Origin of the sequence: Micromonospora sp. DT48, assembly GCF_049844495.1 — a bacterium.
GTDB lineage: Bacteria > Actinomycetota > Actinomycetes > Mycobacteriales > Micromonosporaceae > Micromonospora.
The window spans coordinates 32180-58002 of record NZ_JBNCLE010000005.1; the positions used below are offsets into that span (position 1 = coordinate 32180).

A 25823-nucleotide genomic window follows, 5' to 3' on the forward strand; every position below is an offset into this window, starting at 1 on the left:
CACGCGAACCGCGCTCGGCGTCTCCGCGATCCTTGCGCCTAGTGTCGCGCGTCCACTGTGGCCTCGCGGGTAACCAGGCGACGCAGCCCGACCGGCAGGCGTGGTCGGCCGGCACCCGCCGCTGCTCGGCCGACCGACTCCGCGTCGGTGGGAGTCGACGCCGACGTGGTCAGCACCAGCAGAGCGAAGATCCAGGTGAGGCCGTCGACGGAGAGCGGATTCCAGACGACCTCGGTGAACGAATAGATCATGAACAGCACTACCGGAGCCTTGGCGGAGAGAACCCGGCCGTCGACGACGGGTGCCCGCAGCAAGGCGACGAGGACGAGCCCCCACAGTGCCAACGCCACGAAGCCACCGGAGAAGATGGCCAGCACGTAGCCCGAGTGGAAGAAGTGGTGCGGTGCCTCACCGATGTCCCGCACCAGGTACCACTTCGAGACACCGACACCGGTGATCTCCGATCCGGCGATGTACTCCCGGGCGTGGATCCAGATGTTGCCCCGATTGCTCAACGTCGTCCGGGACGCACTCCAGGTCAGGAAGGCGGCGGTGGTCGCGGCTCCGGCGACGAGCGCCGCGCAGAGTGCCAGGTGGATCCGCGAGTACTGCCGCCGCCGCTCGATCAGTAGGGCGCCGGCCACCCACACGCCTACCGCGGCGATGGCCAGATAGCTGGTCCGGGATCCGGTGGCGACGATGACCAGCAGGCAGAACGCGGCGGTGGCCCACCGCTGCGTGCCGCGCAACGCGCAGGCGACCGCGACCAGCGTGAACGAGGTGACCAGCGCGATGTAGTTCTCCGACTCGTAGAAGCTCTTGAACAGCGCCCCCGCCACCGAGCACTTCTCCAACTGCCCTGAGGTGCACGACCGCCATGCCTGCCCGTAGAGAACGGTCGGGATGGTCAGCAGGGACAGCACGGCCAATCCCGCGTACGCCATGGCACCGAGACTCACCGTGGTGCCGCCGCCGGCAAACCAGACCGCGAGCAGCAGCAGTGCGGCGGTGCCGTACGCGGGCAACCTTGACCCGTACACGCCCTCGCCGGTGAACACGTCGACGCTGACACACCAGACGAGCAGGGCACCGGCCAACGCCAGACATACCTGACGCCAGACGCCGGGTGGACCGGTGAACCGCTCCCGGCCGGCGACGAGCAGCCAGACGACCAAGGCGAGGACCAGCACCCCGATGAGCGCCGACGAGCGGTCACCGGCGATGACGGGCGCTGCGTTCGCCAGTACCGCGAATCCGATCAGTGCGAGGGCGTTCCCACCGCCGCCGAAGGCGGCCACGACGGACTGCCGAGCGGCGACCAGCCAGGCGGCCACCGCGAGGCCGCCCAGGCTCAGCAGGACACCGAAGAGTGTGGTCACCTCAGACCCTTTCCATGGGACGTGCCGAGGCGGATGAGTCGGCCGGGCCGCGGTGGACCGAGACGGCGAGGCATCCCCAGAGCAGTATCGCGAGCAGCGCGTCGCACACCAGGCTTGAGACGATAGCGCCCTGCCAGCCGTAGGCCGGGATGAGCCACAGGTTCAGCAACGCGTTGGCCACGCCGATGCCGATCTGGCACACCGTTCGCCGGCCCTGCATCCGGGCACCCGAGAGCGCGTCGGCCGCGAGGTAGTGCAGCGCCTTGAGCACGAGGAGCGCGCTGAGCCACTGCAACGCCGGAACGGCAGCCGCGAAGTCGGCACCGAACACCAGCGGCATCAGCCAGGCGAAGGCGACCAGCAGCAGGCTCGTCGGTACGCTGAACGCCAGGAAACGCGGCAGTAGACGGCGTGCCAGGCGCAGCGTCTCCCGCGGACCGCTCCGCCCGGCCTGGAAGAACCGGGGATAGGCGATGGCGCTCATGGATCGGGCCGGGGTATACGCCAGATCCACCACCCGGTAGGCCGCCGCGTAGATGGCGGCGTTCTCCGGGGTGCTCAGGCGGGACAGCATGACCTTGTCGCTGTCGTTGTAGATGGACTGGGCCGAGAGGCCGACGGCGAACATCATCCCGGTCCGCGCCTGGGCGAGCGACCCAGCGACCTTCAGTGCCCCCGGTTGGGCGCCGCGTAGCCCACCCACGATCACGGGCACGCATACGACGGTCGAGACCACCATCGAAGCCACCGCCCAGTCGTGTAGCGCGACCGTCCCTGGTGACATGGCGAGCATCACTGCGGCGGCCAGCCGGCACAGGTGTAGCAGGGCTGGCACGAGCGCGGCGAGCAGGATCCGACCACGGACCTGGATCGAGGCGGCCACCGCCTCGATGAGACGCCAGGCGACCAGGTCGGCGAAGGCGAGACAGAGCAGATCCACGAGCCCGACGTCGACACCCCAGATGGCGAGACCCGCGACTGTCACCAGCACGGTGGCGGCGCAGCCGAACACCGTGGATATGAAGAGGCCACGGACCAGGTGACGGGCCCACTCGGACGGCGAATCCGCGTGGTTCTGCATGATGAGGCTGGGCGCGCCGGCCGAGGCGAAGGGAGACACCACGGCGACCAGCGCCGTCACGCCGACGAACAAACCGTACGTGTCGAGCGTCATCTCGCGCGCCAACAGCACGAAGAGGGCCCCCTGGGCGAGGGTACGCAGCAGCGTTCCGGTGAAGAACGTGCCGGACTTGCGCAGGAACCCCCCGTCACCCCGGCCGGCATCGGGTGGGCGCCGCGGTTCGCGCTGGTCGGGCGTGGGGTCGCCCGTTTCGTCGGGGCCGTGCTTCACGACAACGCCACCATCCACCGCCTGCTCACCTCGGCGGGGTCCAGCATCGCGTGCCGGGCGTGCCATGCCTTCTCGAAGTCCTCGACGCCGGGGCGTTCGTCCCCGGTCAGGCGCAGGATCGCGTCGGCGAGTGCCGACGCTGAGGTGTCCGCCGCCAGGATGCCCGGTACGAACGTCGGGATCATCTCGTCCAGCGTCGGTACCGGCAGAGCGGCCACGGGCAGGCCGGCCTCGGCGGCCTCCACCAGGCTGAACCCGAACGTCTCGGCGCGGGACGGATGCACGAGCAGGTCGGCGTCGGCGAGGAGTTCCGCCACCCCGGACACCCAGCCCAGGAACGTCACCCGATGCGACAACCCGAGGCTTCGTGCCTTGTCGTGGAGCAGTTGGCGTTCCTCGCCGTCACCGGCGAGCGTCAGGTGGTAGGCCGAGGGCAACAGGGCCAGCGCTTCGAGCGCGCAGGAGTGGTTCTTGCCGGGACGGAGCGCGGACGTGGTCAACAGCCGTACCCGGTCGGGGTGCGCGATACCGCGTGGGGCGACGAGCGGACGGGGCGGCACCGGGTTGGCGATGGTTGTGACCTCCTGCCCGGGGGCGAGTTGCCGCACGGTCCGGGCGACGCCGTCGGAAACGGCGACGACGAGTCGGGGCCGCAGGCCCCGGACCCGGATCAGGCGGGCGAGGGTACGAACACGGGCGTCGGTGCGGAGCCGTTCCGGGAGCAGCGAGTGCTCCCAGGCGATGTAACTGCGGCCCGTCCCGGCAAGTGCGGCACCGACCGGCACACTGCCCCACAGTCCGCTCGCCACGATCCGTACCTCCGGAGGAAGGTCCGTCAGCCGTCGCCGCAGCGGCGGGACCGCCTCCACCAGCCGGGTGATCCGGGTGCCGAGGCCGAGCGTGTCGATCGGCAGATCCTGCAACGACGCGGGAACAGGACCGGACACCACAGTCGCTGTGACCTCGACACCCTGGGCCATCAGGGATCGCATCAGCAGCGCGGCGGCGACCTCCATGCCGTACAGCGGTTCCAGTTGGGGGAGGACGAAGTGCAGGCGCATCAGCGGGTACCGTCCGTCTCCACAGCCCCAGCGGTGCCTGATCGACGCATCGCGACGCGTTCGAGTGCGGCGCGCGGTACGAGCCCGAGCGCCGCGAGCACTGAGTTACGGGCCGACGGCGCGGCGTTGCGTCGAATGGCACGCACCATCTCCTTGACCCCGGTCATGTCCCGCGCCTGCAATGCGTACCGGAGCGTCTGTGCGGCGATGAAGTCGGAGAAGGTCTCCGCCGCCCACACCCCTTCCCAACGTCGCGCCCACTCCCAGGAGGTCCGCCAGTCCGCGCGGGCTGAGATCGACCCCGGGCTGCCCACGGTGTAGATGGCGGTCGCCGCCTCGATCTGTGTGATCTTCACTCGAGGAATCCGGGCAGCCCGGATCAACCAGTCCCAGTCCTGATGGCGAGGCAGTGACTCGTCCCAGGGACAGCGCTCCGCGAGTTCCCTGGTGGTCAGCAGCGTCGACGTGGGCAGCGACTGTCGCCCGACCCCCAACTGCCGCCGGCGGAAGAGGTAGTCCTCGGGGAGCTGCCCGTCGCCGATCAGCGTGGCCGGTACGGCGGACGGCAGTGGCTCACTCCCGGCCATGCGTTGCAACGTGCGCGATGACACCACCGGCAGCCAGTTCTCGCCGGCCAGTTTCTCCAGCACCGGCAGCTGAGCAGCCAGCTTGCCCGGCAACCAGGCGTCATCGTCGTCGAGAAAAGCCACATGGCTGTCGGCGGCGGCGTGCTGGACGCCGAGATTGCGGGCATGGGATCCGCGCTGCCCACCGCCGGTACAGACGATCTCGTCGATCTGGTCGCTGAGTGCAGCCACGTTGTCCGGCACACGAGCGAGGTCGCACACGACGACCACGTGTACGGAGACACCGTCCTGGGCGCGGACGGACGCGACCGCCTCGGCGAGGCTGGGCCTACCCGTCGTCGGGATGACCACCGAAACGTCCGGCATCGGGTTACTCCATACAGTTCGACTGGTGCCCCTGGTCTCGGGTCGGTACGACTGCCGGGGCGGGATGGACACGCTGCCCCCGATCAGGGCGGCGCGGTACTGACAGGCCGCTCAGCGACCACCGCCACGGAACACCTCGGCCACCGTTCGCAGCAGCACCTTGGCGTCCAACCAGAGCGACCAGTTCTCGATGTAGTAGTTGTCGAACCGGGCCCGGTCGGAGATCGGGGTGTCCCCGCGTAGACCACTGACCTGGGCGAGACCGGTCAGACCCACGGGAACCCGGTGACGCATGGCATAGCTCGGGTACTCCGCGGAGAATTTCTGGACGAAGTAGGGCCGTTCCGGTCGGGGCCCGACGACACTCATGTCGCCCCTGAGGATGTTCCACAGTTGAGGCAACTCGTCCAGGGACGTACGGCGCAGAAAACGCCCGATGGGCGACACCCGTCGGTCGTGCGCGATGGACCAGTTCGTCTGGGACTCGTGCTCGTCGAGCGGACGCATGGTCCGGAACTTGATGATGTCGAACGGTCGTCCATGCCGGCCGATGCGCTCCTGGCGGAAGAAGACGCCGCGCCCACCGTCCAGGAAGGCGAGAATCGCGCAGAGCAGCAGAATCGGGCTCAGGACGAGTAGGGCCACTACGGAGAAGACCACATCCGACGCACGCTTGAGGGCCCAGCGCGGACCCGACAGCGTTGTGTCGCCTACCCGAACGATGGGAATGGCCCCGATGTGGTCACCGTGCGAACGTGATCCCCAGAGTCGAGGCACCGCCCACAGATCGCATCCGGCCACCACCGGGTGGCGGAGGATCTCCATCAACGCGGGCTCTGAACACTGCGGTTCGGCAATGATCAGGACGTCACACTCGGCCAGCCGTACCAACTGGGGGAGTTGGTCGAGCGTGCCGATGGTCGGGACGGGCAGCGCGTCGGTCGACGCGGAACTGTCGACGTGCCCGACGAACCGCAGTCCGTAGCGGGGATAACGGCGCAGCAACCGAGCCAGCTCCACGGCAGTGGCGCCAGCACCGATGATGATCGCGTTGTGTTCCACCCAGCGGCGCCGGCGGGCCAGGGTGGCGATCTCCCGGGTGACGAGGCGTCCGATGATCACCAGCACGGCGGCCATCGCCACCCCACGGATGAACCCGACCAGGTAGGCCGGTGATTCGTGACGCAGCGCGGCGATGATGGCGACCACGGACGCGGTGGCCAGCAACCGACCACAAAGGCTGGGCAACTCATCCAGGATGCTGACGTGACGGCGGGCCCGGTAGAGCCCTCCGGTGGCGAAGACGCCCACCGTCAGCACCGTCATGGCGAGGGTGCCGCGCCAATGCTGCTGGGTGACGACAAGCGGGGACAGCAGCGCGGCGACATCGACCGGTGCCGTCAACATCCAAGCTCGTAGGGCCCGGGTCCGGGTTGAGGCGCGCGAACTGGCGTACGGCAGCACCGCCGTCACGTCGAGACCTCGGCGTACGTCGCCGACGTCTGCTCCGGGGGGCGGGTCGAGCTGCCGGTCAGGGACCTCCTCGCCGGGTTCGATCCTGCTGCTGGGGCCCGCTGGAGGCGACGTGCCGATACCCTCCCGTTCATTCGTGGTCGGGTAACCCGCTACAGGTTGCCTCGACATCAACCGTTCCTCCCCCGTAAAGCGACCCCGCTGGCACCTGGGAGGAACCACCGGAGCGATCGAAGAATACGACCGCGCCGGTGACAGCCGCCAGAGCCGCTAGGCCAATTCAGCCCGACTTACCAGTGCGGAGGATCTCGTCGACCGCGTCCCGCCGGATGGCGTCGTAAAAGGGCGCCGTCTTGTCCGGGTCGGCGAAGACCACGCTTTCACTGCCGACCCGTCCGGTTCCCTTGGTCGGATTTGTCATGAAGGTCAGGTCGTTTCCTCGCAAACCCCGCAACTCCATCGCCATGTCCACAAGCGACATGCTCCGGTCCACCGATACGGCGTTGGACGTGGCCCGTACGAAGGAGTTCAGACGGGACGGATTCGTCAGGATGCCGCCGGACGCCGCCTTGTCGAGGATCGCCTTGATGACCTGTTGCTGATGCTTGATCCGGGTGAAGTCACCGTCGGCGAACTGTTTGCGCTGGCGGGAGAAGTCGAGGGCGGCAGCGCCGTCGAGTCGCTGCTTTCCCTGCTCGAAGGTACGGAACGGAGGGTGGATCGAGGTGAACCGCTTCTCCGAGGTGATGTCGATGCCGCCGAGAGCATCGATGATTTCCGTGAACCCGGCGAAGTCCACCAGCATCACGTGGTCGATCCGGACCTTGGTGTACTGCTCCACGGTCTGCACCATCAGTGGCAAACCACCCCAGGCGTACGCCGCGTTGATCTTCGCGTCGCGGCCGCCACGACCCTCCTTCGAGCGAGGCACGGCGACCCAGGTGTCGCGGGGGATCGAGACGAGTTGCGCGGCGGAGCGGTCCTTCGGTACGTGCGCCAGGATGATGGTGTCCGCCCGCGAGCCGCCGGTGCTCTCCGGGTCGCGGGAGTCGCTGCCCAGGATGAGGATGTTCAGCGCACCCTTGGCGACCACCTCGGGTCGCGTCTCCTCCGGCACGTTGTCGAACGCGTCGACCCGCTCGATGTCCGACTCGACCGACTTTAGGTAGAGGCCGCTTGCCACCACCGCACCCACGCCGACCAGTGACAGCACCAGCAGCACGATCAGCGTGATCCGCAGTCCTCGCCGGCGCGGCTTCGCCGCCGGCCCGTCCGGGTTCTCCGAAGCGTCAGTGTCCCCCGTCGGCAGGGCTTCTTCCGGGGGAATGGCCCCCGCCTGCTCACCACTCGACATGGCGGTCATGCTACTGACTTCATGTTTGGGCTGGTGCCCCCTGTCCAGGCACAGCACGCTGTGAGCGTGCGGCGACGAGCCGGTGACGATGAGGGGTGTCGATCCGATTGATCTTCGACAGCGCGAGCGACTCCTGGGCCTACCTGTTCCGAAGATTCACCCAACTGGCTCCCTGGGTCTGGTAGAACGCAGCGATGGATGCCGTCAAGCTGCGACGGGCGATCGCCCGCACCCGCCTCGCCTCCGTCGCCGCCTTCCCGAAGCGTCTGGTCACTGTCGCCCGGCACGACGCGAAGGTGCTGCGCACCTCGGCTCGCTGGCTGGTGGCGTCGCGGGAGCATCACAACTACACGTATGAGCTGACCAAGCTCAGTCGCAGCCATCTCGCCTGGTTCGTCAGTGTGGTCTGCGAACTGCCGGTCAAGCAGGTCCGTGGGTACCTCAACGAGATCGAGTCGGACGACGCGTTGCGGGAGCACATCCGTTCGACGATCGCGGGTGCGGCCCGGCGTGGTCTGGCCGACCAGCAGGTCCGGTACGCCCGCCGCATCGGTTGGTACGCCATCGTCCGGGCTCGGCGACCGAAGCACATCGTGGAGACCGGCGTCGACAAGGGGCTGGGCAGTTGCGTACTGGCCGCCGCGCTGCTGCGCAATGCCGCCGAGGGGCACCCCGGTCGGGTCAGTTCCATCGACATCAACCCCGAGGCCGGGTATCTAGCCCGCACCGCGCCCTGGTCGGAGGTGATCGACCTGGTGATCGGCGACTCGGTCGAGTCGATCACCGCGCTGGACCGGCCGGTCGACCTGTTCCTGCACGACAGTGACCACAGCCGTGCCTACGAGCGGCGCGAGTTCGCCGCGGTCGAGCCGAAGTTGGCTCCGGGGGCGATGCTGCTCACCGACAACGTCACCCACACCAATGTGCTGGCCGAGCACGCGGAGCGCACCGGGCGGCGGTTCCTCGCCTTCCGGGAGACCCCGGCGAACCACTGGTACCCCGGGGATGGCATCGGCGTGGCATGGTGACCGGGTGCGGTTGAGCGGGATCAGCACCTATCCGGTGAAGGGCTGTCATGGCCTGGTGCACGACGAGGCCGGGGTACGACCGTGGGGCCTGGACGAGGACCGACGCTGGATGCTCGTCGACGACGAGGGGATCGGCGTCACCCAGCGCGACCTCGCGTCGCTGGTCCGGGTGCACGCCCGGCCCGGCCCCGAGGGGCTGCTGTTGCACGCCGAGGGTCATCCCGACCTGGTGGTGCCGGAGCCGACCGACGTCACGCCGGTGCCGGTGCGGACCTTTCGGCGGCGGGTGCTGCGGGTCGACGCGTTGCCGGCCGGTCCGGTCGCCGACGCCTGGTTCACCGACGTGCTCGGTCGGCCGGTCCGGCTGGTTCGGCTCGCCCGGCCGGCTCGGCACATCCCCCGGGGCGAGAGGGAGTACGACCCCGGTGACCAGGTCAGCTTCGCCGACGCGTACCCGGTGCTGCTGACCAACACGGCGTCGCTGGCCGCGCTCGGCGACTGGCTCGACGCGAGCGGTGCCCAGCCGGTGCCGATGACCCGCTTCCGGCCCAACCTGGTGGTCGACGGTGCTGCCGCCTGGGCGGAGGACGACTGGCCCGGGCGTGGTCTACGCATCGGAGGGGTCCGGTTCCGCGCCGCCGGTCCGTCGGCACGCTGCCTGGTCATCACCACCGACCAGGAGACCGGGGTACGCGGCCGTGAGCCGTTGCGTACCCTCGCCCGGCACCGCAACATCGGTCGGAAGCTCCTGTTCGGACTCAACCTGGTGCCGCTGGAGGCGGGCCGGGTGCGGCTCGGTGATCCGGTGGAGCTGCTCGACTGACCGGGGTGGCGACGCGCCGCCGCGACGAACCTCTTCATTAGCTTTCGCTTAGCTCGCTTGTTCGGGCGGCTGACGCTCGGGCAGCATGTCTGCACGTGACCGACGGAACCGACGGCCCTGCCGCCCAGACTCCGATCCGGCGTTTTCCACCGCGTCGTTGGTTGGCCGGCGGGGCCGTCGCCGTGCTCGCCACGGTCGTCGGGCTCAGCCTCGCTCTCCAGTCCGGTGCCGCTCCGGCCTGCGCCGCACTGGTTCGTCCCGCTGTCGCGCTGCCGGCCGTCGACGTGCTGCTCGCTCCGCCGGCCGCCGGCACCCTCCACAAGGGAAAGGCGACCTTCTACGACTCGAAGGGCGCGGGCGGTAACTGCTCCTATCCCGCCGCACCGGCCGACCGGCGGTATGTCGCGCTCGGCCCCTCGGAGTACGCCGACGGTGCCGCCTGCGGCGGGTATCTCGACGTGACCGGGCCGAAGGGCACGGTGCGGGTGATGGTGATGGACCAGTGCCCCGAGTGCGCGCCCGGCCACATCGACCTGTCCCGGGAGGCTTTCGCCCGCATCGCCGACCCGGTCCAGGGTGTCGTCGACGTCAGCTACCGCCTGGTCGTCGACCCGCCGCTGTCCGGCCCGCTCACCTTCCGGATCAAGGAGGGTGCGTCGCAGTGGTGGTTCGCGGTGCTGGTCGCCGGGCACGGCAACCCGCTGCGCTCGGTCGAGGTGCGCCAGGGCAGTTCGGGTGCGTGGCGGTCAGCGGCTCGGGAGAGCTACAACTACTGGTTGATCGACTCCGGGGCCGGGCCGGGCCCGTACCAGATCCGGGTGACCGACACCCGGGGCCACCGGGTCACCGCCACCGGCATCAAGATGGCGCCGGGCCAGGTGCAGCGCAGCTCCGTCCGGATGTACGGGGGCGGTTCCAGTGGGTCGGTCGCGGCTACCAGTTCACCGTCGGCGCGTCCGTCACCGTCGGCCAGCGCGTCGACCCGTGCCTCGGCCCGGCCGACGCCGTCGGCCACGGTGACGGACGGTGCGACCGCCTCGGCCGAGCCGAGCGCGGTCGAGGCGGTCGCTGCTGCCCCCGCCCCCTCACCCGGCTGCGGCTGAGATCGTGGCCGGGCTTTCGACAACCTGGGGAGCCGGTCTGGCAGGGATTGCTGCTGGTACGGGAGAGGGGATTTGAACCCCCACGTCCTTTCGGACAATAGGACCTAAACCTATCGCGTCTGCCAAGTTCCGCCACTCCCGCTGGCCTGAGTGATTCTAGAGCGAACCCCGGCCGGGGCGAACCCGGCCTCCCTCGGGATGAGCCAGCCGTCGCGCCTTCCGGCCGAGACGACGGACGCGGCGCGACGACGACTCAGTCCAGGCCGAGGTCGCGGCGCAGCTTGGCGACGTGGCCGGTGGCCTTGACGTTGTAGAGCGCCCGTTCGATCCGGCCCTGCTCGTCGATGACGAAGGTGGAGCGGATCACGCCGGTGACGGTGCGGCCGTACATCTGCTTCTCGCCGTACGCGCCGTAGGCGGTCAACACCGTCTTGTCGGTGTCGGCGACCAGCGGAAAGGTGATCGCGTCCCGCTCGCGGAACTTCGCCAGCTTCTCCGGCTTGTCCGGCGAGATACCGACCACCTCGTATCCGGTGGCCTGCAACGAGGCCAACGAGTCGCGGAAGTCGCACGCCTGCTTGGTGCAGCCGGGAGTCATCGCGGCGGGGTAGGCGTACAGGATGATCTTGCGGCCGTGCAGGTCGGCAAGGGTGAGCTGCCCGCCGGTGTCGGTGGGCAGGCTGAATCCGGGCGCGGGGTCTCCGGGGGACAGGCGGGCGGGTGCGGTCATGACACGACCCTATCGCCGGGCGACTCCGGGTCGGTCGGCACGGCGTACCGATGTTGTTGCCAGCTCTTGGCAACAGCACAGTATGGGAAATAGGCTCACCCCTGCCGGCGGGCACGGGCTCGTCGACACGTGGGAGGTCACGTGGAAACCCTGGCGATGCACATCTCCAACGGCATCATCAACGGTCCGGTCGCCGCGGTCTTCGCGGTGATCGCCCTGGCCGCCATGGCGTACTGCGTCAGGCGGGGACGGCAGGACCTGGACGACCGGCTGGCGCCGATGGCCGGTCTGGTCGCCGCGTTCATCTTCGCCGTGCAGATGCTCAACTTTCCGATCTTCACCGCCGGGGTCAGCGGCCACCTGCTCGGCGGTGCCCTCGCCGCCATGCTGGTCGGGCCGTGGGTCGGCGCGCTCTGCGTCGCGGTGGTGCTCGTGGTGCAGGCGCTCGTCTTCGGCGACGGTGGGGTGGCCATGCTCGGGCTCAACATCACCAACATGGCCGTCATCGGCATCGTGGTGGCGTACCTGCTGATCGTCCTGCTGCTCCGGGTGCTGCCGCGCAACCCGGCCGGGTTGGCCGTCACCGCCTTCGTCTCCGCGCTGGTCAGCGTGGTCGTCGCGGCGATGGGCTTCGTGCTCCAGTACCAGCTCGGCGGCACCACCGATCTCGGCGGGAACCTGACCGGTCTGGCCTCCACCATGGCCGTGTCCCACCTGTTCATCGGCATCGGTGAAGGGCTGATCACCGCCACCACCGTGGTCACCGTGGCGAAGGTCCGACCCGATCTGGTGTATGCGCTGCGCGCCCGGAAACCGGCCGCGTCGGTGACCGTTCCGACCGTCGGAGGTGTCCGGTGAGGAAGTGGGGTTTCATCGTCGGCGGGCTCCTGGTCGCCCTGCTGCTGGCCGGTGTGGTCAGCAACTTCGCCTCGTCGCATCCGGACGGGCTGGACTCGTCGCTGCGGGAGGGCTGCACCTTCGACGCCAACGACGAGATCATCGGCGGTAGCTGCCCCGCGCAGCAGGCGCGGGAGCACGAGATCGGCGGACCGTTGGCCGACTACGGCATCGCGGGTGTGGACAACGACTTCCTCTCCACCGGGCTCTCCGGTGTCCTGGGTGTCCTGCTGACCTTCGCGGTGGCCGGTGGGGCGTTCTGGCTGGTCCGCCGCCGGGATCCGGTGTCGCAGGAGCAGACCGACACGCAACGCTTTGACCCGGCCACCACGAGCGGGGGGTAGGCGGCGGTGGGGGCCGGTCACGCCCACGTGCTGTACCGGTCGGCCGACTCGCCGGTGCACCGGCTGCCGCCGGAGGTCAAGATCGCCGCGATGGTGGCGTTCACGCTCGCCGTGGTCGCCACCCCGCGCGAGGCGCTCTGGGCCTTCGGCGCGTACGCGCTGCTGGTCGCCGCAGTCGCGGCGCTGGCCCGGGTGACCGCCCGCTGGCTGTTGCTGCGGTCGACCATCGAGCTGCCGTTCGTGCTGTTCGCCTTCGCCCTGCCCTTCCTCGGCGCGGGCGAACGGGTGGACGTGGCCGGTTGGCAGCTGTCGGTCGACGGTCTCTACGGCGCGTGGAACATCATCGCCAAGGGCACCCTCGGCGTGTGGGCGTCGCTGCTGCTGGCCGCGACGACCAGCACCCGTGACCTGATCGTCGGGCTGGACCGGCTGCGCTGCCCGCAGATCCTCACCCAGATCGCCACCTTCATGCTGCGCTACCTCGACGTGCTGGTCGGCGAGGCCCGACGGATGCGGCTCGCCCGGATCTCCCGGGGCGACGACCCGCGCTTCGTGTGGCAGTTGCGCGGCTTCGCCGCCGGCATCGGCGCGCTGTTCCTCCGCGCCTTCGAGCGCGGCGAGCGGGTCTACCTGGCGATGGTGTCGCGTGGCTACACCGGTCGGATGCCGCCGGTCTGGCAGGGCACGGCGACGGCGACGACCGGGCAGTGGCTGATCGCGGCCACCGTGCCGGTCATGGCCGCCACCGTCGCCGCCACGGCGGCCGTCCTGACATGATCGAAGCGTGCAGCCCACCCCACCGAGCCTGGACGTGCGTGGCGTCCGGTACGCCTACCCGGACGGCCATGTCGCACTGCACGGCATCGACCTGACGGTGGCCAAGGGCGAGCGGGTCGCACTGCTCGGCCCCAACGGTGCCGGCAAGACCACGCTGGTGCTGCACCTCAACGGCATCCTGACCCCCAGCGAGGGGCACGTCGTGGTCGGTGGCCTCGCCGTCGACCAGGACCGGGCGACGTTGGCGGAGATCCGCCGCCGGGTGGGCATCGTCTTCCAGGACCCCGACGACCAGCTCTTCCTGCCCACCGTCGCCGAGGACGTGGCGTTCGGGCCGGCCAACCTCGGGCTGCGCGGGCCGGAACTGGCCGCCCGGGTGGACGAGGCACTGGCCGCGGTCGGCATGTCCGGACACCGTGACCGGGCGCCGCACCACCTCTCCTTCGGCCAGCGTCGCCGGGTGGCGGTGGCCACCGTGCTCGCGATGCGCCCGGAGATCCTGGTCCTCGACGAACCGTCGTCCAACCTCGACCCGGCAGCCCGGCGGGAACTGGCCGACATCCTGCGTAGCCTGCCGGTGACCCTGCTGATGGTCACCCACGACCTGCCGTACGCGTTCGAACTCTGCGACCGCTCGGTCATCCTCGACGGCGGGCGGATCGTGGCCGACGGACCGACACCGGTCCTGCTCGACGACGAGGAGCTGCTCGCCCGTCACCGCCTCGAACTGCCCTACCCGTTCCGCCCGATCCGGGGACGAGCCCCGGCCGACGAGTAGCCCCCCACCGACGGCGCGGATCGGTAGCGGTCGTCGCTCAGGAGGTGCCGGCGGGCGCGCGCCGACCGGCGGCGTGCAGCCGCAGCAACGCGGCGGCCAGTGCCCCGGCCCCGCCCACCACGACGAGGACGACCAGGATCCGGGTGACGGTGGGCGGCCACGGCGTCGGAAGCACCGCACGGGCGAACCCGGCGACGTTCGGCACCCCGGCGAACAGGGCCAGGCAGGCACCGGCGAGCGCCACGACGAAGTCGGCGTGGGACCGCTCGGCGACCACCACCCGGGCACCGGCGACGATCGCGCCGACGCCGGTCACCAGAGTCCACAACGGTCCGGTCAGCAGCGCCGGCAGAACCGCGCCCCCCTCGGCCCCGCCGTCCAACGCCCGCCCGACGGCGAGCGCCACCGCGGCCACCCCGCCGACGGCGAGCACCCCGCCGATGGCGGCCAGCGCCCGCCGACCGGGGGCGGAGGCGGCCGGCAGCACTCCGAGCGCACCGACCGCCAGCGCCCCGACGACGGCACCCACCCACCAGGTGTACGCGTCCGGCGGCGGTACCCAGTCGAGGGTGCCCCGGATCTCCGAGGGCCCGTCCGCATGGCGGAGCGGCACCACCCAGTCGCGTACCCGGTGCTCGCGGTCGGGGGCGGCACGGACCTGGGCGGGCGGTTGTGCCTCGCGCCACAGCGCCCGCTGGTCGTGCCAACGTGCCGTCGTCCCGCTGTCCACCCGCCGCCATCGCGGCTCGGCGGCGGGATCGACCTCGGCCGGCAGGGCGGTGTCTCCGACGATCGTGCGGTTGAGGTACGTCGCCGGTGAACGGGTGTTCTCGTAGACCCCGTCCGGTCCCACCCGCAGGTACGGCTCACCCGAGTAGCCGATCACCTCTACGGGCGTGTCACCGGTGTTGGTCAGTTCCAGCCGGGCGCCCGCCTCGATCACCCGTACCCGCAGGTCGGTGCCGTCAGGGGTGACCCCGGTGACGGACACCCGGTAGTCCGTGCCGTTCGGCGCGTCCGCGCCGTGGGCGAGGGCGGGGGCGGCGGTCGCGAGGATCGCCGTGATCGTGCCGGTGAGCAGCAGCCCGGCCCGGGCGAGCGGTGTCACCTGCCGGCCGCCTCCACCGCCGCGGTGATGTTCTCCGGCGTCCAGTCCCGCACCGGCTCCCCGTCGACCAGGATGCTCGGCGTGCCGGTGATGCGGGCGCGGCTCGCCTCGTCGGTGACGTGCGCGGTCCACGACCGGTACCGTCCCTCGCGGACGCAGCTGCCGAACGCGTCGCGGTCCAGCCCGACCTCGGCACCGATGTCGATCAGCTCGTCGTTGCTGAGTCCGGCACCGCCCTCCGGTGGTTGCCGCTCGAACAGCGCCTTGCCGAACTCGGTGAATTTGCCGCCCTCGGCGGCGCAGCCGGACGCCGCCGACGACCGCGTCGAGTACTCGGTGCTGGAGTAGCGGTTGAGGTAGGCCACCGGGTGGTACACCACGCGGACCTTGCCGTCGTTGACGAGTTGCTCGATGGTGGCGCCGCTGGTCTGCTCGAACTGCTTGCAGGCCGGGCAGAGGTAGTCCTCGTAGATGTCGACGGTCACCGGCCCGGAACCGACCACGATGCCGGTGCCCGAGTCGTTGGCGCCCGGCGGGGCGGTGAAGTCGCCGGACTTCTGGCTCGACCAGACGCTCCAGCCGATCAGACCGGCGATGACCAGCACCAGCACCGCGCCCACCGAGATCCACAGAGTTCGCTTGCGGCGTCGCTCCCGGGCCAGCTGTTCCCTGACCACCCGGGCCGCGTCCTTGCGTCCCTTGCGACTACTCATCCTCGTCCTCCACCGGTTCGCCCGTCAGCGCGCCGTCAACGGAGACGGCGGTGCGGGGCCAGATCAGCAGGAACCCGGCCAATGCCAGGAAGCCGATGTCCCGGAGGATCTCCGGGAGGTAGCTGGGGGTCTCTCCGGCCGGCAGTTCGCCACCCACCCCGAAACAGCCGCAGTCGATGGCCAGCCCCCGCGACCAGGCCGAGGCGATGCCGGCGATGAAGACCAGCAGCAGCGCCGCGGAGACTCCGGCGACCAACCGGGTCGCCAGTCCGAGCACCAGCAGCACGCCCAGCGCCAACTCGACGAAGGGCAGCGCCGCGCCGACCGCCATCGCCACGTCGTACGGCAGGATCTGGTAGGCGTTCACCGCCCGACCGGAGGCGGCCAGGTCACCGACCTTCGACCAGCCGGCCCAGAGCCAGACGGCGGCCAACCCGAGCCGGACGGCGAGACCGAGCCAGGGACGCCAGGCGCGCGGGTTGCTGTTCATCCGGCCAACGCCTCACCGACCGCGTCGACGAGTTCGGCCCGAGCCCGAGCCACCCGGGAACGGATCGTGCCGACCGGCACCCCCTCCACCACGGCGGCCTCGGCGTACGACAGGCCGAGCAACTGGGTCAGCACGAACGCCGCGCGCCGCTCGGCGGTCAACCGGCGGACCAGGTCGGTGGCGCCGAGCTGACCGGCCGGGTCGGGGTGCGGCACGTCGGTGTGTGCGTGCGCGCTGAGCCGTTGGTCGAGTCGTCGGCGTCGTACCACGGTGCGGAGGTGGTCGGCGCAGGCCCGCCGGGCGATGCCGAGCAGCCAGGTGCGCGCGCTGGACCGGCCGGCGAAGCCGGGCAGCGCGCGGAACGCCCGCAGGTAGGTCTCCTGGGTGAGATCGTCGGCGCTGTCCGGATCGATCAGCGCTGCGGCGAAGCGCCACACCTCGGCCTGGGTGGCGCGCACGAAGGCGGCCTGGGCGGCCGGGTCGCCATCCCGAGCGGCCAGCGCCCACCGGGTGGCCGGGTCGACGGTCGGCTCCGCCGGAGTCGTCCGTCCCGGCTCCCCCTGTCGCGGCCCCCGGTGGCGACCGTCGGCACGGTCCGCGCCGACGGTCTCGGCGGCGGCGGAGGTGTTGCGCGGGGCGGGGATCACGACAACTGAGGTTACGCGGCGGCACGGTGAGCAGCAGGGTCCTTCGACCCTTCAATGGGGTGCACCACTCCGGGAACTTTTCCGTGCTGCCGGCCGACTATCTGCTCATGACTCCCGGCCCGGTGTTCGCGCGCTCGCGCTCGATCATGGGCAATCGCCGTCAATCGATGCATGTGACTCGCCTTGGGCGGGTGTCGTCGGCGACCATGGGCGTCATGACTGCCGTCCATCGCCGCCGTTTCGCCCGGCTGGCCGCGACCGCCGGCCTGTTGGTCACCGTCGTGGCCCTGCTGCTCGTCCCCGCCACCTCGGCCAGCGCCCACGCCGTGCTCTCCAGCAGCAGCCCGGCCGCCTCAGCCGTGGTGCCCGCCCCGCCCGCCGAGGTGGTGCTCACCTTCAGCGAGGCGGTACGCAAGGTGCCGGACCGGATCCGGGTGATCGCGCCGGACGGGTCTCGGGCGGACCGGGGTGAGCCCACCTTCGCCGGCAGCGTGGTCAACATCCCGGTCGACACCGACCGTGGCAACGGCACCTACCTGGTCACCTATCGGGTGATCTCCGCAGACAGCCACCCGGTCTCCGGCGCGTTCACCTACTCGGTGGGCGCACCCTCCGAGCCCCCGGTGGACAGCGGTGACGACGGGAAGGCCAACCCGGTGGTCGGCGCCGCGGTCAAGGTCGCCAAGTTCGTCGGCTACGCGGGGCTGCTGCTGGTCATCGGGTCCGCGCTGGTGCTCGCGCTGCTCTGGCCGCGCCGGCTGTCCCGGCGTGGACCGGCCCGGCTGGCCTGGACCGGCCTCGGGCTGGTGACGCTGGCCACGGTCGCGGCACTGCTGCTCCAGGTGCCCTACACCAACGGTGGCGGACTGTTCGACATCACCGGCGAAGGGTTGGGCCTGGTGCTCGGCAGCGCCTTCGGCGCCGCCCACCTGGTCCGTCTCGGTCTGCTGGCCGCGACGGCGTTGCTGCTCCGGCCGCTGCTGGCCGGGCCGGTCGGCCGGACGGATCTGGTGATCCTCGGTGTCCTCGCCGCCGGAGCGCTGGTCACGTGGCCGTTGTCCGGGCATCCGGCCGCCTCGCCCGCCCCGGCGGTGTCGGTGCTGGTCGACACGGTGCACCTGGGCGGCATGGCCGTCTGGCTGGGTGGGTTGATGATGCTCGCGGTGTTCCTGCTGCGCCGGGCCGACGAGCGGGAACTCGGGGCGATCCTGCCGATCTGGTCACGGTGGGCGGCCCTGGCCGTCTCCGCGCTGCTGCTTGCCGGCACCGTCCAGGCGCTGATCGAGGTGGCCACCCCGGCGGCGCTGGTGAACACCACGTACGGGCGGCTGGTCCTGGCCAAGATCGGTCTCTTCGCGCTGGTCATCGGGGTTGCCGCCTACTCTCGCCACCTGGTACGCACCCGCGTCGCGGCCAGCCGACCGGCCCCGGTACGCCGGGCGATCTGGGCCGAGCTGGCGATCACCGCGATCGTGCTGGGCGTGTCGGCGACCCTGGTCCAGACGACTCCCGCCCGAAGCGTGGCCACCGACGTGGCCGCCACCGACAGCGGTTACTTCAGCACCACGGCGACCAGCTCGCTCTACTCCATGCAGATCGAGGTGTCACCGGCACGCCGGGGCAACAACTCGGTGCACCTGTACGCGTACACGCTGGACAACCAGCCGCAGCCGGTCGTCGAGTGGCAGGTCACCGTGGCCCTGCCGGCGGCCGGGATCGAGCCCATCCAGGTGCCGCTGCTGCCGCTCACCGACAACCACGCCACCGGAGAGATCAGTCTGCCCGCAGCGGGGGAGTGGGAACTGCGGGTCACCGCACGTACCACCGAGATCGACCAGGCCACGGTGACCGCCACCGTGCCCATCCGATAAGAAAGGTCCCATCGATGCTCCGTCACCGGCGTTTCGTAGCCACCGCCGCCGCCCTGACGCTCGGCGCCGTCGCCACCGCCGTGTTCGGCTTCGTGGCCCCGGCCTCGGCACACGTCACGGTCAACCCGAGGGAGGCGCAACAGGGCGGCTACGGACGGTTCGCCTTCCGGGTACCGAACGAGAGCGACACCGCGTCGACCACCAAGCTGGAGGTCTTCCTGCCGGAGAACGCACCGGTCGGCTCGGTGTCGACCATGCCGGTGCCCGGCTGGACGGTGAACGTGGAGAAGCGACAGGTCGACCCGCCGGTGCAGGTGCACGGCAGCGAGATCACCGAGGTGGTATCGAAGATCACCTGGACCGCCGACGAGGGAGCGGCCATCGCCCCCGGCACCTTCCAGGAGTTCCCGGTCTCCCTGGGCCCGCTGCCCGAGGTCGACCAGATGGTCTTCAAGTCGTTGCAGACCTACTCCGACGGTGAGGTGGTCCGCTGGATCGACGAGCCGCAGTCCGGCGGCGAGGAGCCGGCCGCACCGGCGCCGGTGCTCACCCTCACCGCAGCCTCCGACACGCCGACGGAGGAGCCGACCGGCCAGTCCGGCGAGGCGGCCTCCGACGACGGTGACGCCGACGGCAACGGCCTGGCCGTCGGCCTCGGCATCGCCGGGTTGATCGCCGGACTCGGTGGGCTGGTGCTCGGCGGGCTGGCCTTCGCCCGTACCCGCCGCGCCGGCGGTGCGGCCACGAGCGACCCGGCGGCGACCTCCTGAGCGTCATCGCCCCGCAGGCCCGTCGGGTGATCCCGGCGGGCCTGCCCGCTTTCTGGGCCGCTGCCGTGGATATCCGCTGATCAGCAGGTCGGCGTGGGTAAGGTCGGCCGGGTATCTGGCTACAGAGGGGAACAGGGCGCATGCGTTTCGTGTGGACGCTGACCGGAATGCTGCTGCTGACCGTCGGCACCTGCGCGCTGCTCGGCGCGGCCGTGCTCGGTCTGCTGACCGGTCACGCCGACCCCGGCGGCGCGTTCACCGCCCGCTTCGAGACGGTGCAGACACCGGGCCACGCGGTGGTGGTGGGTGACCTCGACACCCTGGTACGACAGGAGGTGCCGTTCGCCCGGGGCGGGCAGGCCCGGCTGCGGCTGGACGCCCGGACGCCCGACGGACCGGCCTTCGTCGGGCTGGCCCCGGCGGAGGAGGCGCAGCAGTGGCTGACCGGCGCGCCGCACGCGGCGGTGCTGCGGGTGTCGCTGGCCCGGGGCCCGCTGCCGGTCCGGCTGGAGCAGGTCACCCCGGCCGACGGGACACCGCCGAGCGTCCCGGCCGCGCCGGTCGCGCAGACCTTCTGGGTACGCGCCGGGTACGGGGTGATCGAGTGGAGCCCCGACGAGTTGGCCGGGCAGCGGCTGAGCCTGGTGCTGATGCGGCCCGACGGCGCGGCCGGAGTCACCCTCGACCTGCGCGCGGAACTCCGTGCCGGCTGGATCGCCCCGGCCACCTGGGGCTCGCTCACCGGTGGCACGCTGCTGGTCGTCCTCGCCGCGCTGGTGCTGCTGCGGCCGATCCGCCCCCGCGAGGTGGTCTTCGTGGTCGAGCCGGACCAGGTGCCGGTGCTCGCGGGGCGACTCGGGGTCAGCTCGCTCACCGGCCTGGGCGCCCCGACGCCACCCGGCCCCCGCCGGGTTCCCGAGCGTCAACTCGTCTCGGTGGCGGCACCGGCCGCGCCGAACCGCCCCGCGATCGGCCCCCGCCCGGCCAGCCTCGCCGAGATCCCGACCCCCACGGCCCCTCGCCCGCTACGCCCTCCGACCCCACCCCGCTGACCCGGCGCGCCTGCCAGCGCGGCGGGCTGAGGCGCGGAGACGGTGCGGGCGGCCCTCCGCGCTGCCGACGCGGAGGGCCGCCCTTCACCGGGGGTATCGGTGTACGTGGGGTTTTTGGTAACCCTGGGGCTAGATTACCGTCGAATGGGAGTCTCGGGAAGTGTGTCCGACTTTGTGGGCTGCCGCCGGAGTGCCTCGGACGCGGCCCCGCACCGGCAGGACCACCAGCAACACCAGGCAGAGCCACACGTACGCGTTGCGGAGCAGGAACTCCCACGGGCTGTCGGTGGGCGACGGCTTGATGCCCCAGTCGTAGAAGGACACCACCCCGTACACGATGATCGCCGTGACGCCGACGGCGAGGGTGACCAGCCGGCGGCGTCGGCGCGCCCCCGCGACGGTGCGTGGGTCGGTGCCCAACGCCGCGTCCAGCAGGATCACCACCGCCGGGATGAACCAGTAGATGTGGTGCGTCCAGGTGATCGGGCTGATCAACGCCGCCACCAGCCCGGTCAGGGTCAGCCCGGTCAGCGCGTCCCCGGCCTGCGACGCCCGGACCGCCCGCCACAGGCCGTACCCGGTGACCACCGCGACCAGCAGCAGCCAGAGCAGCCGACTCGGCTCCTCCGGGGCGGTGAGTCGGCTCAGCAGCCCGAACAGCGACTGGTTGCCGGTGTAGTCGGTGCGGCCGACCCGATCGGTGGCCCACAACTCGTGCGTCCAGAACCGCCACGAGTCACCGGGCGCGACCGCCGCGGCGAACAGGGTCGCCCCGGCCGCCGTCGCCCCGGCCACCACCGCCGCCCGCCACCGCCGGGTCGCCAGCAGGTAGATCACGAAGATGGCCGGGAACAGCTTGAGCGCCGCCGCCAACCCGATCCCCACCCCGGCCCAACGGCCGTCCCGGGGTACGGCGAACAGTAGGTCGGCCAGGATCAACACCACCAACAGCATGTTGATCTGCCCGAAGGTGATCGTCTCCCGGGTGCTCTCCACGCCGAGTACCAGCAGCACACCCACCACGAGGGTGAACAGGTGCGGCAGGTGGTGCCGACGGATCACCGGGTCCAGCAGCCACTTCGTGGTGACCACCACGCCGAGCAGCGTCAGCCCGGTGAAGATCGCCACGGTGGCGCCCAGCTTCAACCAGGAGAACGGCAACAGCAGCAGCGCGGCGAACGGGGGATAGGTGAAGAACAGCTCGCCCTGCACCCGGTCCGGCTGGGCGTAGTCGTAGAGCGGGTTGCCGGCCGCCCACCAGTCCATGGCGGCCATGTAGATCTTCAGGTCGAAGAAATTGTGAATGGTCCCGGGCAGGTAGAGGGCCGGAAGGACCGCCGCCAACGCCACCGCTCCCACGACCCGACGAGCCGTACGGCTACCCGGATCGTCCAGGTCGACGCTGGGTGGTGTGGCAGGTTCGGCGGGCACGGGGAAGACCCTAGCGGTCGGTGACCGTAGCGGCGCGCAGCCACGAGACTTGGGCTGCGCGTAGGCTGTTGCGATGGCTGATCTTCTCGTCTGGATCGACTGTGAGATGACCGGGCTCGACCTCCGGGGCGACAAGCTGATCGAGGTCGCCGCGCTGGTCACCGATCCCGATCTCAACGTGCTCGGCGACGGTGTCGACGTGGTGATCCACGCCGACGACGCCGCGCTCGACGCGATGCCCGAGATCGTGCGGACGATGCACGGCAAGTCGGGACTGACAGAAGAGGTACGCCGCTCCACGGTCACCCTCGCCGAGGCCGAGGAGCGGGTGCTCGAATACGTCACCCGCCACGTCAAGGACCCGCGTACCGCCCCGCTCTGCGGCAACTCGATCGCCACCGACCGTGGCTTCATCGCCCGGGACATGCCCCGCCTCGACGCCCACCTGCACTACCGCATGATCGACGTCTCCTCGATCAAGGAGCTGTGCCGCCGCTGGTACCCCCGCGTGTACTTCGGCCAGCCGCAGAAGGGCCTGGCACACCGGGCCCTGGCCGACATCCGGGAGAGCATTCGCGAGCTGGAGTACTACCGGCGCACCATCTTCGTGCCCCTGCCCGGGCCCGACGTGGAGAGCGCCAAGGCGATCGCCGGAGAACTCTGACTAGACAGGTCGTCCGGGGCCGTGCTGGCGTGCTCACGTCGCCGCGCCGCGGCCCGGCGGCAACCCGCTGGACGGGGTCGCCCGTGGTGGGGGTATGATTTCAGCGCACCCGCCCCGGGCGTTCGACTGGGCGCGGCGGCATGGTGGCTGTAGCTCAGTTGGCAGAGCACCGGGTTGTGGTCCCGGTTGTCGTGGGTTCAATTCCCATCAGTCACCCCAATGATCAGGCCCCCTCCGCGGAGGGGGCCTGAGTCGTATTCCGGCCGGTAGTGGAGGCGACGGCGGCCTCCCACCAGGGAAGACCGCCGTCGCGGGTGCTCAGGTGATCGGGGTGTCGCCCGCCGAGACGTCCGGGTCGATCTCGTCGGTCTGGTCGGCTTCCTCGGGCTCGTCGGCTTCCTCGGGCTCCGCCGGCTCGTACGGCAGGGCGCTGCCCTTGACGTACTCCTCCCAGCTGAGGTTCCAGTCGGTCCAGCCGTTGCCGTTGGCCAGCTTACGCTCGGTGCCCTTGACGATGATCGGGTCGCCGACCTTCGTGTTGTTGAACAGCCAGGCGCCGTTGGCCATGGAGACGTTCACGCAGCCGTGCGAGACGTTGGTCGTGCCCTGCTGCCCCTCCGACCAGGGCGCCGCGTGGATGAACTCGCCACCCCAGGTGAGCCGCTGCGCGTAGTCGATCTTCGTCCGGTAGCCGTCCTCGGGGCCCAGTTCGTCGTACGTGTCGAAGACGGTCTTGCGCAGCTTCTCCATCACCACCATGGTGCCGCTGGAGGACGGGGTGCTCTTCTTGCCCAGACTCACCGGGATCGTCTTGATCGTCTCGCCGTCCCGGGTCACGGTCATCCGCTTGGTCCGGTTGTCCACCGTCATGAGCAGCTTCCGCCCGATGGTGATGTCCACGGTCAGGTCGGCCCGGCCGTACCACCCGTCGCCGAGCGGCAGCCCGCCGGCCTGCACCCGGTACGACACCTTGCTACCGGCCTGCCAGAACTCCTTCGGCCGGTACCGGACCTCGGTGGGGCTGACCCAGTGCCAGATGCCCTCCTGGGCCGGCTGGGAGGTCACCGTCATCCGGCGTTGCAGCTCGGCGCGGTACTGCTCCGGAATGGCCCGACCGAACTTCACGATGAGCGGCATGGCCACCCCGACCGTCTGGTCGTCACCGAGGAAGCTGCTGATGCGTACCTGCTTGGCGGGCTTCTTCATCACGGTGAAATCGCTGGTCGCGGTCGCCGGAAGGCCGTCGTCGCCGGTCGCCGTGACGGTGGCGGTGTACGAGGTGCCGTAGGTCAACGCCTTCGACGGCAGCCAACTGCGGCCGTCGTCGGCGAGGGTGCCCTCGACCTCCTCGCCCTCGGCGTCGGTCAGCTTGACCGTGACGTCCTCGGCCTGCTCCGTGGTGAAGGCGATCGCCGCCGACGCCGGCACGTCCTTGGCGCCCGCCGCCGGCTCGCTGATGCTCACCGACGCCTTCGCGGCCGGCTGATCGGCGCCGTCCTGCCAGCCCGGCCCCTTGTCGCCACCCTTCCCGCCGCCGGTGCAGGCGGAGGTCAGCGCCAACGTCACGGCGAGCAGGCCCGCGACGATCACCCTCTGCCGGTTGCGCTGGTCCCGAACTCGCATCGTGTCCTCACAGTCGTGGTCCGCTGCCCGTCCACATCACTGACGCATCAACTCACGTACCCGTTGCGGCGAGTGAACCGAAACACGTGGAGCGGGATGTCCGGATAGTGACATACTTTGTCCGGTTATATAGCCGGACCTGCGCCACCGTCCGGAACTGGCAGCGCACTGCCCTTGACGAACTCCGACCAGCTCAGGTTCCACGCGGTCCAACCATTACCCGCCGCCAGCTTGCGCTCGGTGCCGGTGATGGTGATCGGATCGCCGATCTTCGTACGCTTGAAGAGCCAGCGCGCGTTCGCCATCGAGACGTTCACGCAGCCGTGGGAGACATTCTCCCGCCCTTGGACGTGCTCTGACCAGGGTGCCGCGTGGATGTACTCGCCACCCCAGGTGAGACGCTGGGCGAACTGGATGTCGGTGACGTACCGGTTCGCCGGGTCCGGGTCGTCCATCGTGTCGAAGACGGTGGCTTCCTTCTTCTCCATCACCACGAGCGTGCCACTGGACGACGGGGTCTTCTTCTTGCCCAGGCTGACCGGCAGCGTCTTGATCAGCTGTCCGTCCTGGTACACCCGCATCTGCTTGTCCGAGTTGGTCACCTTCATCTCGAACGCGGAGCCGATCTTCGCAGTGGCGTTGCGGTCGACGTTGCCGTACCGGCCGTTGCTCAGCGGAATGCCGGCCAGCGCGATGCGTACGGTGATCTTGGTCCCGGCCTTCCAGTACTCCGGGGCGCGGTAGTACGCCTGCGTGCCGTTGCTCACCCAGTGCCAGGCACCCGGCTGCGGCGGATCCGTCTGCACGAACATCCGCTTCTGCACCTTGGCCCGGTCCTTCTTCGGGATGCCCGGGTGGAACTCCGCCACCACCGGCATCGCCACCCCGTACGTCCGGTCGTCGAACAGGTACAACCCCGAGGTGATCATCGAATTCGGCTTGGCCATCGTGGTGAACGTGCTCGTTCCCTCGCTGACCGAGCCGTCCGGCCTCGTTGCGGACACGGTGGCGGTGTAGCGGGTCGACCACTTCAGCGGCGCCGACGGCACCCAGGACGATCCATCCGTACGCAGCTTGCCCTTGACCGACTTGCCGTCCTCGCTCTTCAGCGTGACCTGCGACACCTGACCACCGTCCGGCAGCTTCGCGCCGATCTCCACGCTGACCGGCCGGTTCTTCGCCCCGTCGGCAGGAGTCACCGCCAGCGGCGGGCCGCTCGGCACCTGCGGTGTGTCCGACGTCCCCGCATCCGTCGGGCCAGCCTGCTGGCCCGGCACGAACTCGGCCGCCGCCCGCTTCTCACCGCAACCCGACAATGCCAGCGACGCCACCAGCCCGAAGGCGCCCAACAACGCCCCGGCCCGCGCGAACCTGCCCATCCCCACCCCTGTCGTTGCGCACTT

The 25823-nt window shown here is 70.4% G+C and carries 25 protein-coding genes and 2 tRNA genes; 12 read left to right on the forward strand and 15 right to left on the reverse strand.

Annotated elements, in window-relative coordinates; genetic code table 11:
* Positions 1-38 precede the first annotated feature (38 nt).
* From ACLQ2S_RS03165 to ACLQ2S_RS03190, 6 genes are all read right to left on the reverse strand, one after another.
* The gene (locus tag ACLQ2S_RS03165; RefSeq protein ID WP_425701068.1) at positions 39-1379 is read right to left on the reverse strand and encodes an O-antigen ligase family protein; all 1341 of its coding nucleotides are present in this window, start codon (positions 1377-1379) and stop codon (positions 39-41) included.
* Position 1380: 1 nt separating this feature from the next.
* Positions 1381-2730: a lipopolysaccharide biosynthesis protein gene (locus ACLQ2S_RS03170; protein WP_425701069.1), complete on the reverse strand. Its 1350-nt coding sequence runs from the start codon at positions 2728-2730 to the stop codon at positions 1381-1383.
* Positions 2727-3791 carry a glycosyltransferase gene (locus ACLQ2S_RS03175; RefSeq protein WP_425701070.1) on the reverse strand — a complete coding sequence of 355 codons (1065 nt, stop codon included), beginning with the start codon at positions 3789-3791 and terminating at the stop codon, positions 2727-2729. The genes ACLQ2S_RS03170 and ACLQ2S_RS03175 overlap by 4 nt, the downstream gene beginning before the upstream one ends.
* A complete protein-coding gene (locus tag ACLQ2S_RS03180) occupies positions 3791-4744 on the reverse strand; it encodes a glycosyltransferase family 2 protein (protein ID WP_425701071.1) in 954 nt (317 codons plus the stop codon). Before ACLQ2S_RS03180 ends, ACLQ2S_RS03175 begins: the two co-directional genes overlap by 1 nt.
* Before the next feature lie 111 nt (positions 4745-4855).
* Complete coding sequence (locus tag ACLQ2S_RS03185) at positions 4856-6151, reverse strand: sugar transferase (protein ID WP_425701072.1); 1296 nt, start codon at positions 6149-6151, stop codon at positions 4856-4858.
* Positions 6152-6497: 346 nt separating this feature from the next.
* Entirely contained in the window at positions 6498-7571 is a 1074-nt protein-coding gene (locus ACLQ2S_RS03190; RefSeq protein WP_425701073.1) for an LCP family protein, read from the reverse strand.
* 194 nt (positions 7572-7765) lie between these two features.
* Here ACLQ2S_RS03190 and ACLQ2S_RS03195 point away from each other — a divergent pair, with 194 nt between their 5' ends.
* The 3 genes from ACLQ2S_RS03195 (at position 7766) to ACLQ2S_RS03205 (ending at position 10525) form a co-directional block, all read left to right on the forward strand.
* Entirely contained in the window at positions 7766-8599 is an 834-nt protein-coding gene (locus ACLQ2S_RS03195) for an O-methyltransferase (protein WP_425701074.1), read from the forward strand.
* A 4-nt stretch (positions 8600-8603) separates the two neighbouring features.
* On the forward strand, positions 8604-9422 hold the full coding sequence (locus ACLQ2S_RS03200) for an MOSC domain-containing protein (protein WP_425701075.1): 819 nt from the start codon (positions 8604-8606) through the stop codon (positions 9420-9422).
* A 95-nt stretch (positions 9423-9517) separates the two neighbouring features.
* Entirely contained in the window at positions 9518-10525 is a 1008-nt protein-coding gene (locus ACLQ2S_RS03205; RefSeq protein WP_425701076.1) for an expansin EXLX1 family cellulose-binding protein, read from the forward strand.
* Between the two features lie 54 nt (positions 10526-10579).
* Here ACLQ2S_RS03205 and ACLQ2S_RS03210 read toward each other — a convergent pair.
* Together ACLQ2S_RS03210 and bcp are read right to left on the reverse strand one after the other, a co-directional pair.
* Positions 10580-10667: transfer RNA gene (locus ACLQ2S_RS03210), tRNA-Leu, on the reverse strand.
* Between the two features lie 111 nt (positions 10668-10778).
* The gene (gene bcp / locus ACLQ2S_RS03215; RefSeq protein ID WP_425701077.1) at positions 10779-11255 is read right to left on the reverse strand and encodes a thioredoxin-dependent thiol peroxidase; all 477 of its coding nucleotides are present in this window, start codon (positions 11253-11255) and stop codon (positions 10779-10781) included.
* 141 nt (positions 11256-11396) lie between these two features.
* On the opposite strand from bcp, the gene ACLQ2S_RS03220 reads away from it, so the two are divergent.
* The 4 genes from ACLQ2S_RS03220 to ACLQ2S_RS03235 are packed head-to-tail and all read left to right on the forward strand — an operon-like array spanning position 11397 to position 14051.
* Positions 11397-12113: an energy-coupling factor ABC transporter permease gene (locus ACLQ2S_RS03220; protein ID WP_309223771.1), complete on the forward strand. Its 717-nt coding sequence runs from the start codon at positions 11397-11399 to the stop codon at positions 12111-12113.
* Positions 12110-12496, forward strand: a complete 387-nt coding sequence (locus tag ACLQ2S_RS03225) for a PDGLE domain-containing protein (protein ID WP_309223770.1) — start codon at positions 12110-12112, stop codon at positions 12494-12496. The genes ACLQ2S_RS03220 and ACLQ2S_RS03225 overlap by 4 nt, the downstream gene beginning before the upstream one ends.
* 6 nt (positions 12497-12502) lie before the next feature.
* Positions 12503-13273, forward strand: a complete 771-nt coding sequence (gene cbiQ, locus ACLQ2S_RS03230) for a cobalt ECF transporter T component CbiQ (protein WP_309223769.1) — start codon at positions 12503-12505, stop codon at positions 13271-13273.
* Between the two features lie 7 nt (positions 13274-13280).
* Complete coding sequence (locus tag ACLQ2S_RS03235; protein WP_309223768.1) at positions 13281-14051, forward strand: energy-coupling factor ABC transporter ATP-binding protein; 771 nt, start codon at positions 13281-13283, stop codon at positions 14049-14051.
* 37 nt (positions 14052-14088) lie between these two features.
* Here the strand turns inward: ACLQ2S_RS03235 and ACLQ2S_RS03240 are convergent, their stop codons facing one another.
* Genes ACLQ2S_RS03240 through ACLQ2S_RS03255 form a run of 4 tightly spaced genes read right to left on the reverse strand, consistent with a single transcriptional unit; the run spans position 14089 to position 16862 of the window.
* Positions 14089-15159, reverse strand: coding sequence for a hypothetical protein (locus ACLQ2S_RS03240; RefSeq protein ID WP_309223767.1), 1071 nt, complete (start codon positions 15157-15159; stop codon positions 14089-14091).
* Complete coding sequence (locus ACLQ2S_RS03245; protein WP_155221513.1) at positions 15156-15872, reverse strand: DsbA family protein; 717 nt, start codon at positions 15870-15872, stop codon at positions 15156-15158. The genes ACLQ2S_RS03240 and ACLQ2S_RS03245 overlap by 4 nt, the downstream gene beginning before the upstream one ends.
* On the reverse strand, positions 15865-16362 hold the full coding sequence (locus tag ACLQ2S_RS03250) for a MauE/DoxX family redox-associated membrane protein (RefSeq protein ID WP_155221512.1): 498 nt from the start codon (positions 16360-16362) through the stop codon (positions 15865-15867). Before ACLQ2S_RS03250 ends, ACLQ2S_RS03245 begins: the two co-directional genes overlap by 8 nt.
* Entirely contained in the window at positions 16359-16862 is a 504-nt protein-coding gene (locus tag ACLQ2S_RS03255; RefSeq protein WP_155221549.1) for a sigma-70 family RNA polymerase sigma factor, read from the reverse strand. Before ACLQ2S_RS03255 ends, ACLQ2S_RS03250 begins: the two co-directional genes overlap by 4 nt.
* A 362-nt stretch (positions 16863-17224) precedes the next feature.
* Here ACLQ2S_RS03255 and ACLQ2S_RS03260 point away from each other — a divergent pair, with 362 nt between their 5' ends.
* From ACLQ2S_RS03260 to ACLQ2S_RS03270, 3 genes are all read left to right on the forward strand, one after another.
* Complete coding sequence (locus ACLQ2S_RS03260) at positions 17225-18880, forward strand: copper resistance CopC/CopD family protein (protein WP_375335372.1); 1656 nt, start codon at positions 17225-17227, stop codon at positions 18878-18880.
* Between the two features lie 14 nt (positions 18881-18894).
* Positions 18895-19650 carry a YcnI family protein gene (locus ACLQ2S_RS03265; protein ID WP_155221510.1) on the forward strand — a complete coding sequence of 252 codons (756 nt, stop codon included), beginning with the start codon at positions 18895-18897 and terminating at the stop codon, positions 19648-19650.
* A 140-nt stretch (positions 19651-19790) separates the two neighbouring features.
* Positions 19791-20702 (forward strand): hypothetical protein, encoded by a 912-nt coding sequence (locus ACLQ2S_RS03270; RefSeq protein WP_155221509.1) that lies wholly within the window; start codon positions 19791-19793, stop codon positions 20700-20702.
* A gap of 129 nt (positions 20703-20831) precedes the next feature.
* Here the strand turns inward: ACLQ2S_RS03270 and ACLQ2S_RS03275 are convergent, their stop codons facing one another.
* Complete coding sequence (locus tag ACLQ2S_RS03275) at positions 20832-22133, reverse strand: glycosyltransferase 87 family protein (protein ID WP_425701078.1); 1302 nt, start codon at positions 22131-22133, stop codon at positions 20832-20834.
* A 73-nt stretch (positions 22134-22206) separates the two neighbouring features.
* Between ACLQ2S_RS03275 and orn the strand changes: the two genes are divergently transcribed.
* Both orn and ACLQ2S_RS03285 read left to right on the forward strand, forming a co-directional pair.
* Positions 22207-22797, forward strand: a complete 591-nt coding sequence (gene orn / locus ACLQ2S_RS03280; protein ID WP_155221508.1) for an oligoribonuclease — start codon at positions 22207-22209, stop codon at positions 22795-22797.
* A gap of 143 nt (positions 22798-22940) precedes the next feature.
* Positions 22941-23016: transfer RNA gene (locus ACLQ2S_RS03285), tRNA-His, on the forward strand.
* A 99-nt stretch (positions 23017-23115) separates the two neighbouring features.
* Here the strand turns inward: ACLQ2S_RS03285 and ACLQ2S_RS03290 are convergent.
* Together ACLQ2S_RS03290 and ACLQ2S_RS03295 are read right to left on the reverse strand one after the other, a co-directional pair.
* A complete protein-coding gene (locus ACLQ2S_RS03290) occupies positions 23116-24420 on the reverse strand; it encodes a L,D-transpeptidase (RefSeq protein WP_155221507.1) in 1305 nt (434 codons plus the stop codon).
* Between the two features lie 125 nt (positions 24421-24545).
* Positions 24546-25799: a L,D-transpeptidase gene (locus ACLQ2S_RS03295; RefSeq protein WP_155221506.1), complete on the reverse strand. Its 1254-nt coding sequence runs from the start codon at positions 25797-25799 to the stop codon at positions 24546-24548.
* Between the last annotated feature and the right edge of the window lie 24 nt (positions 25800-25823).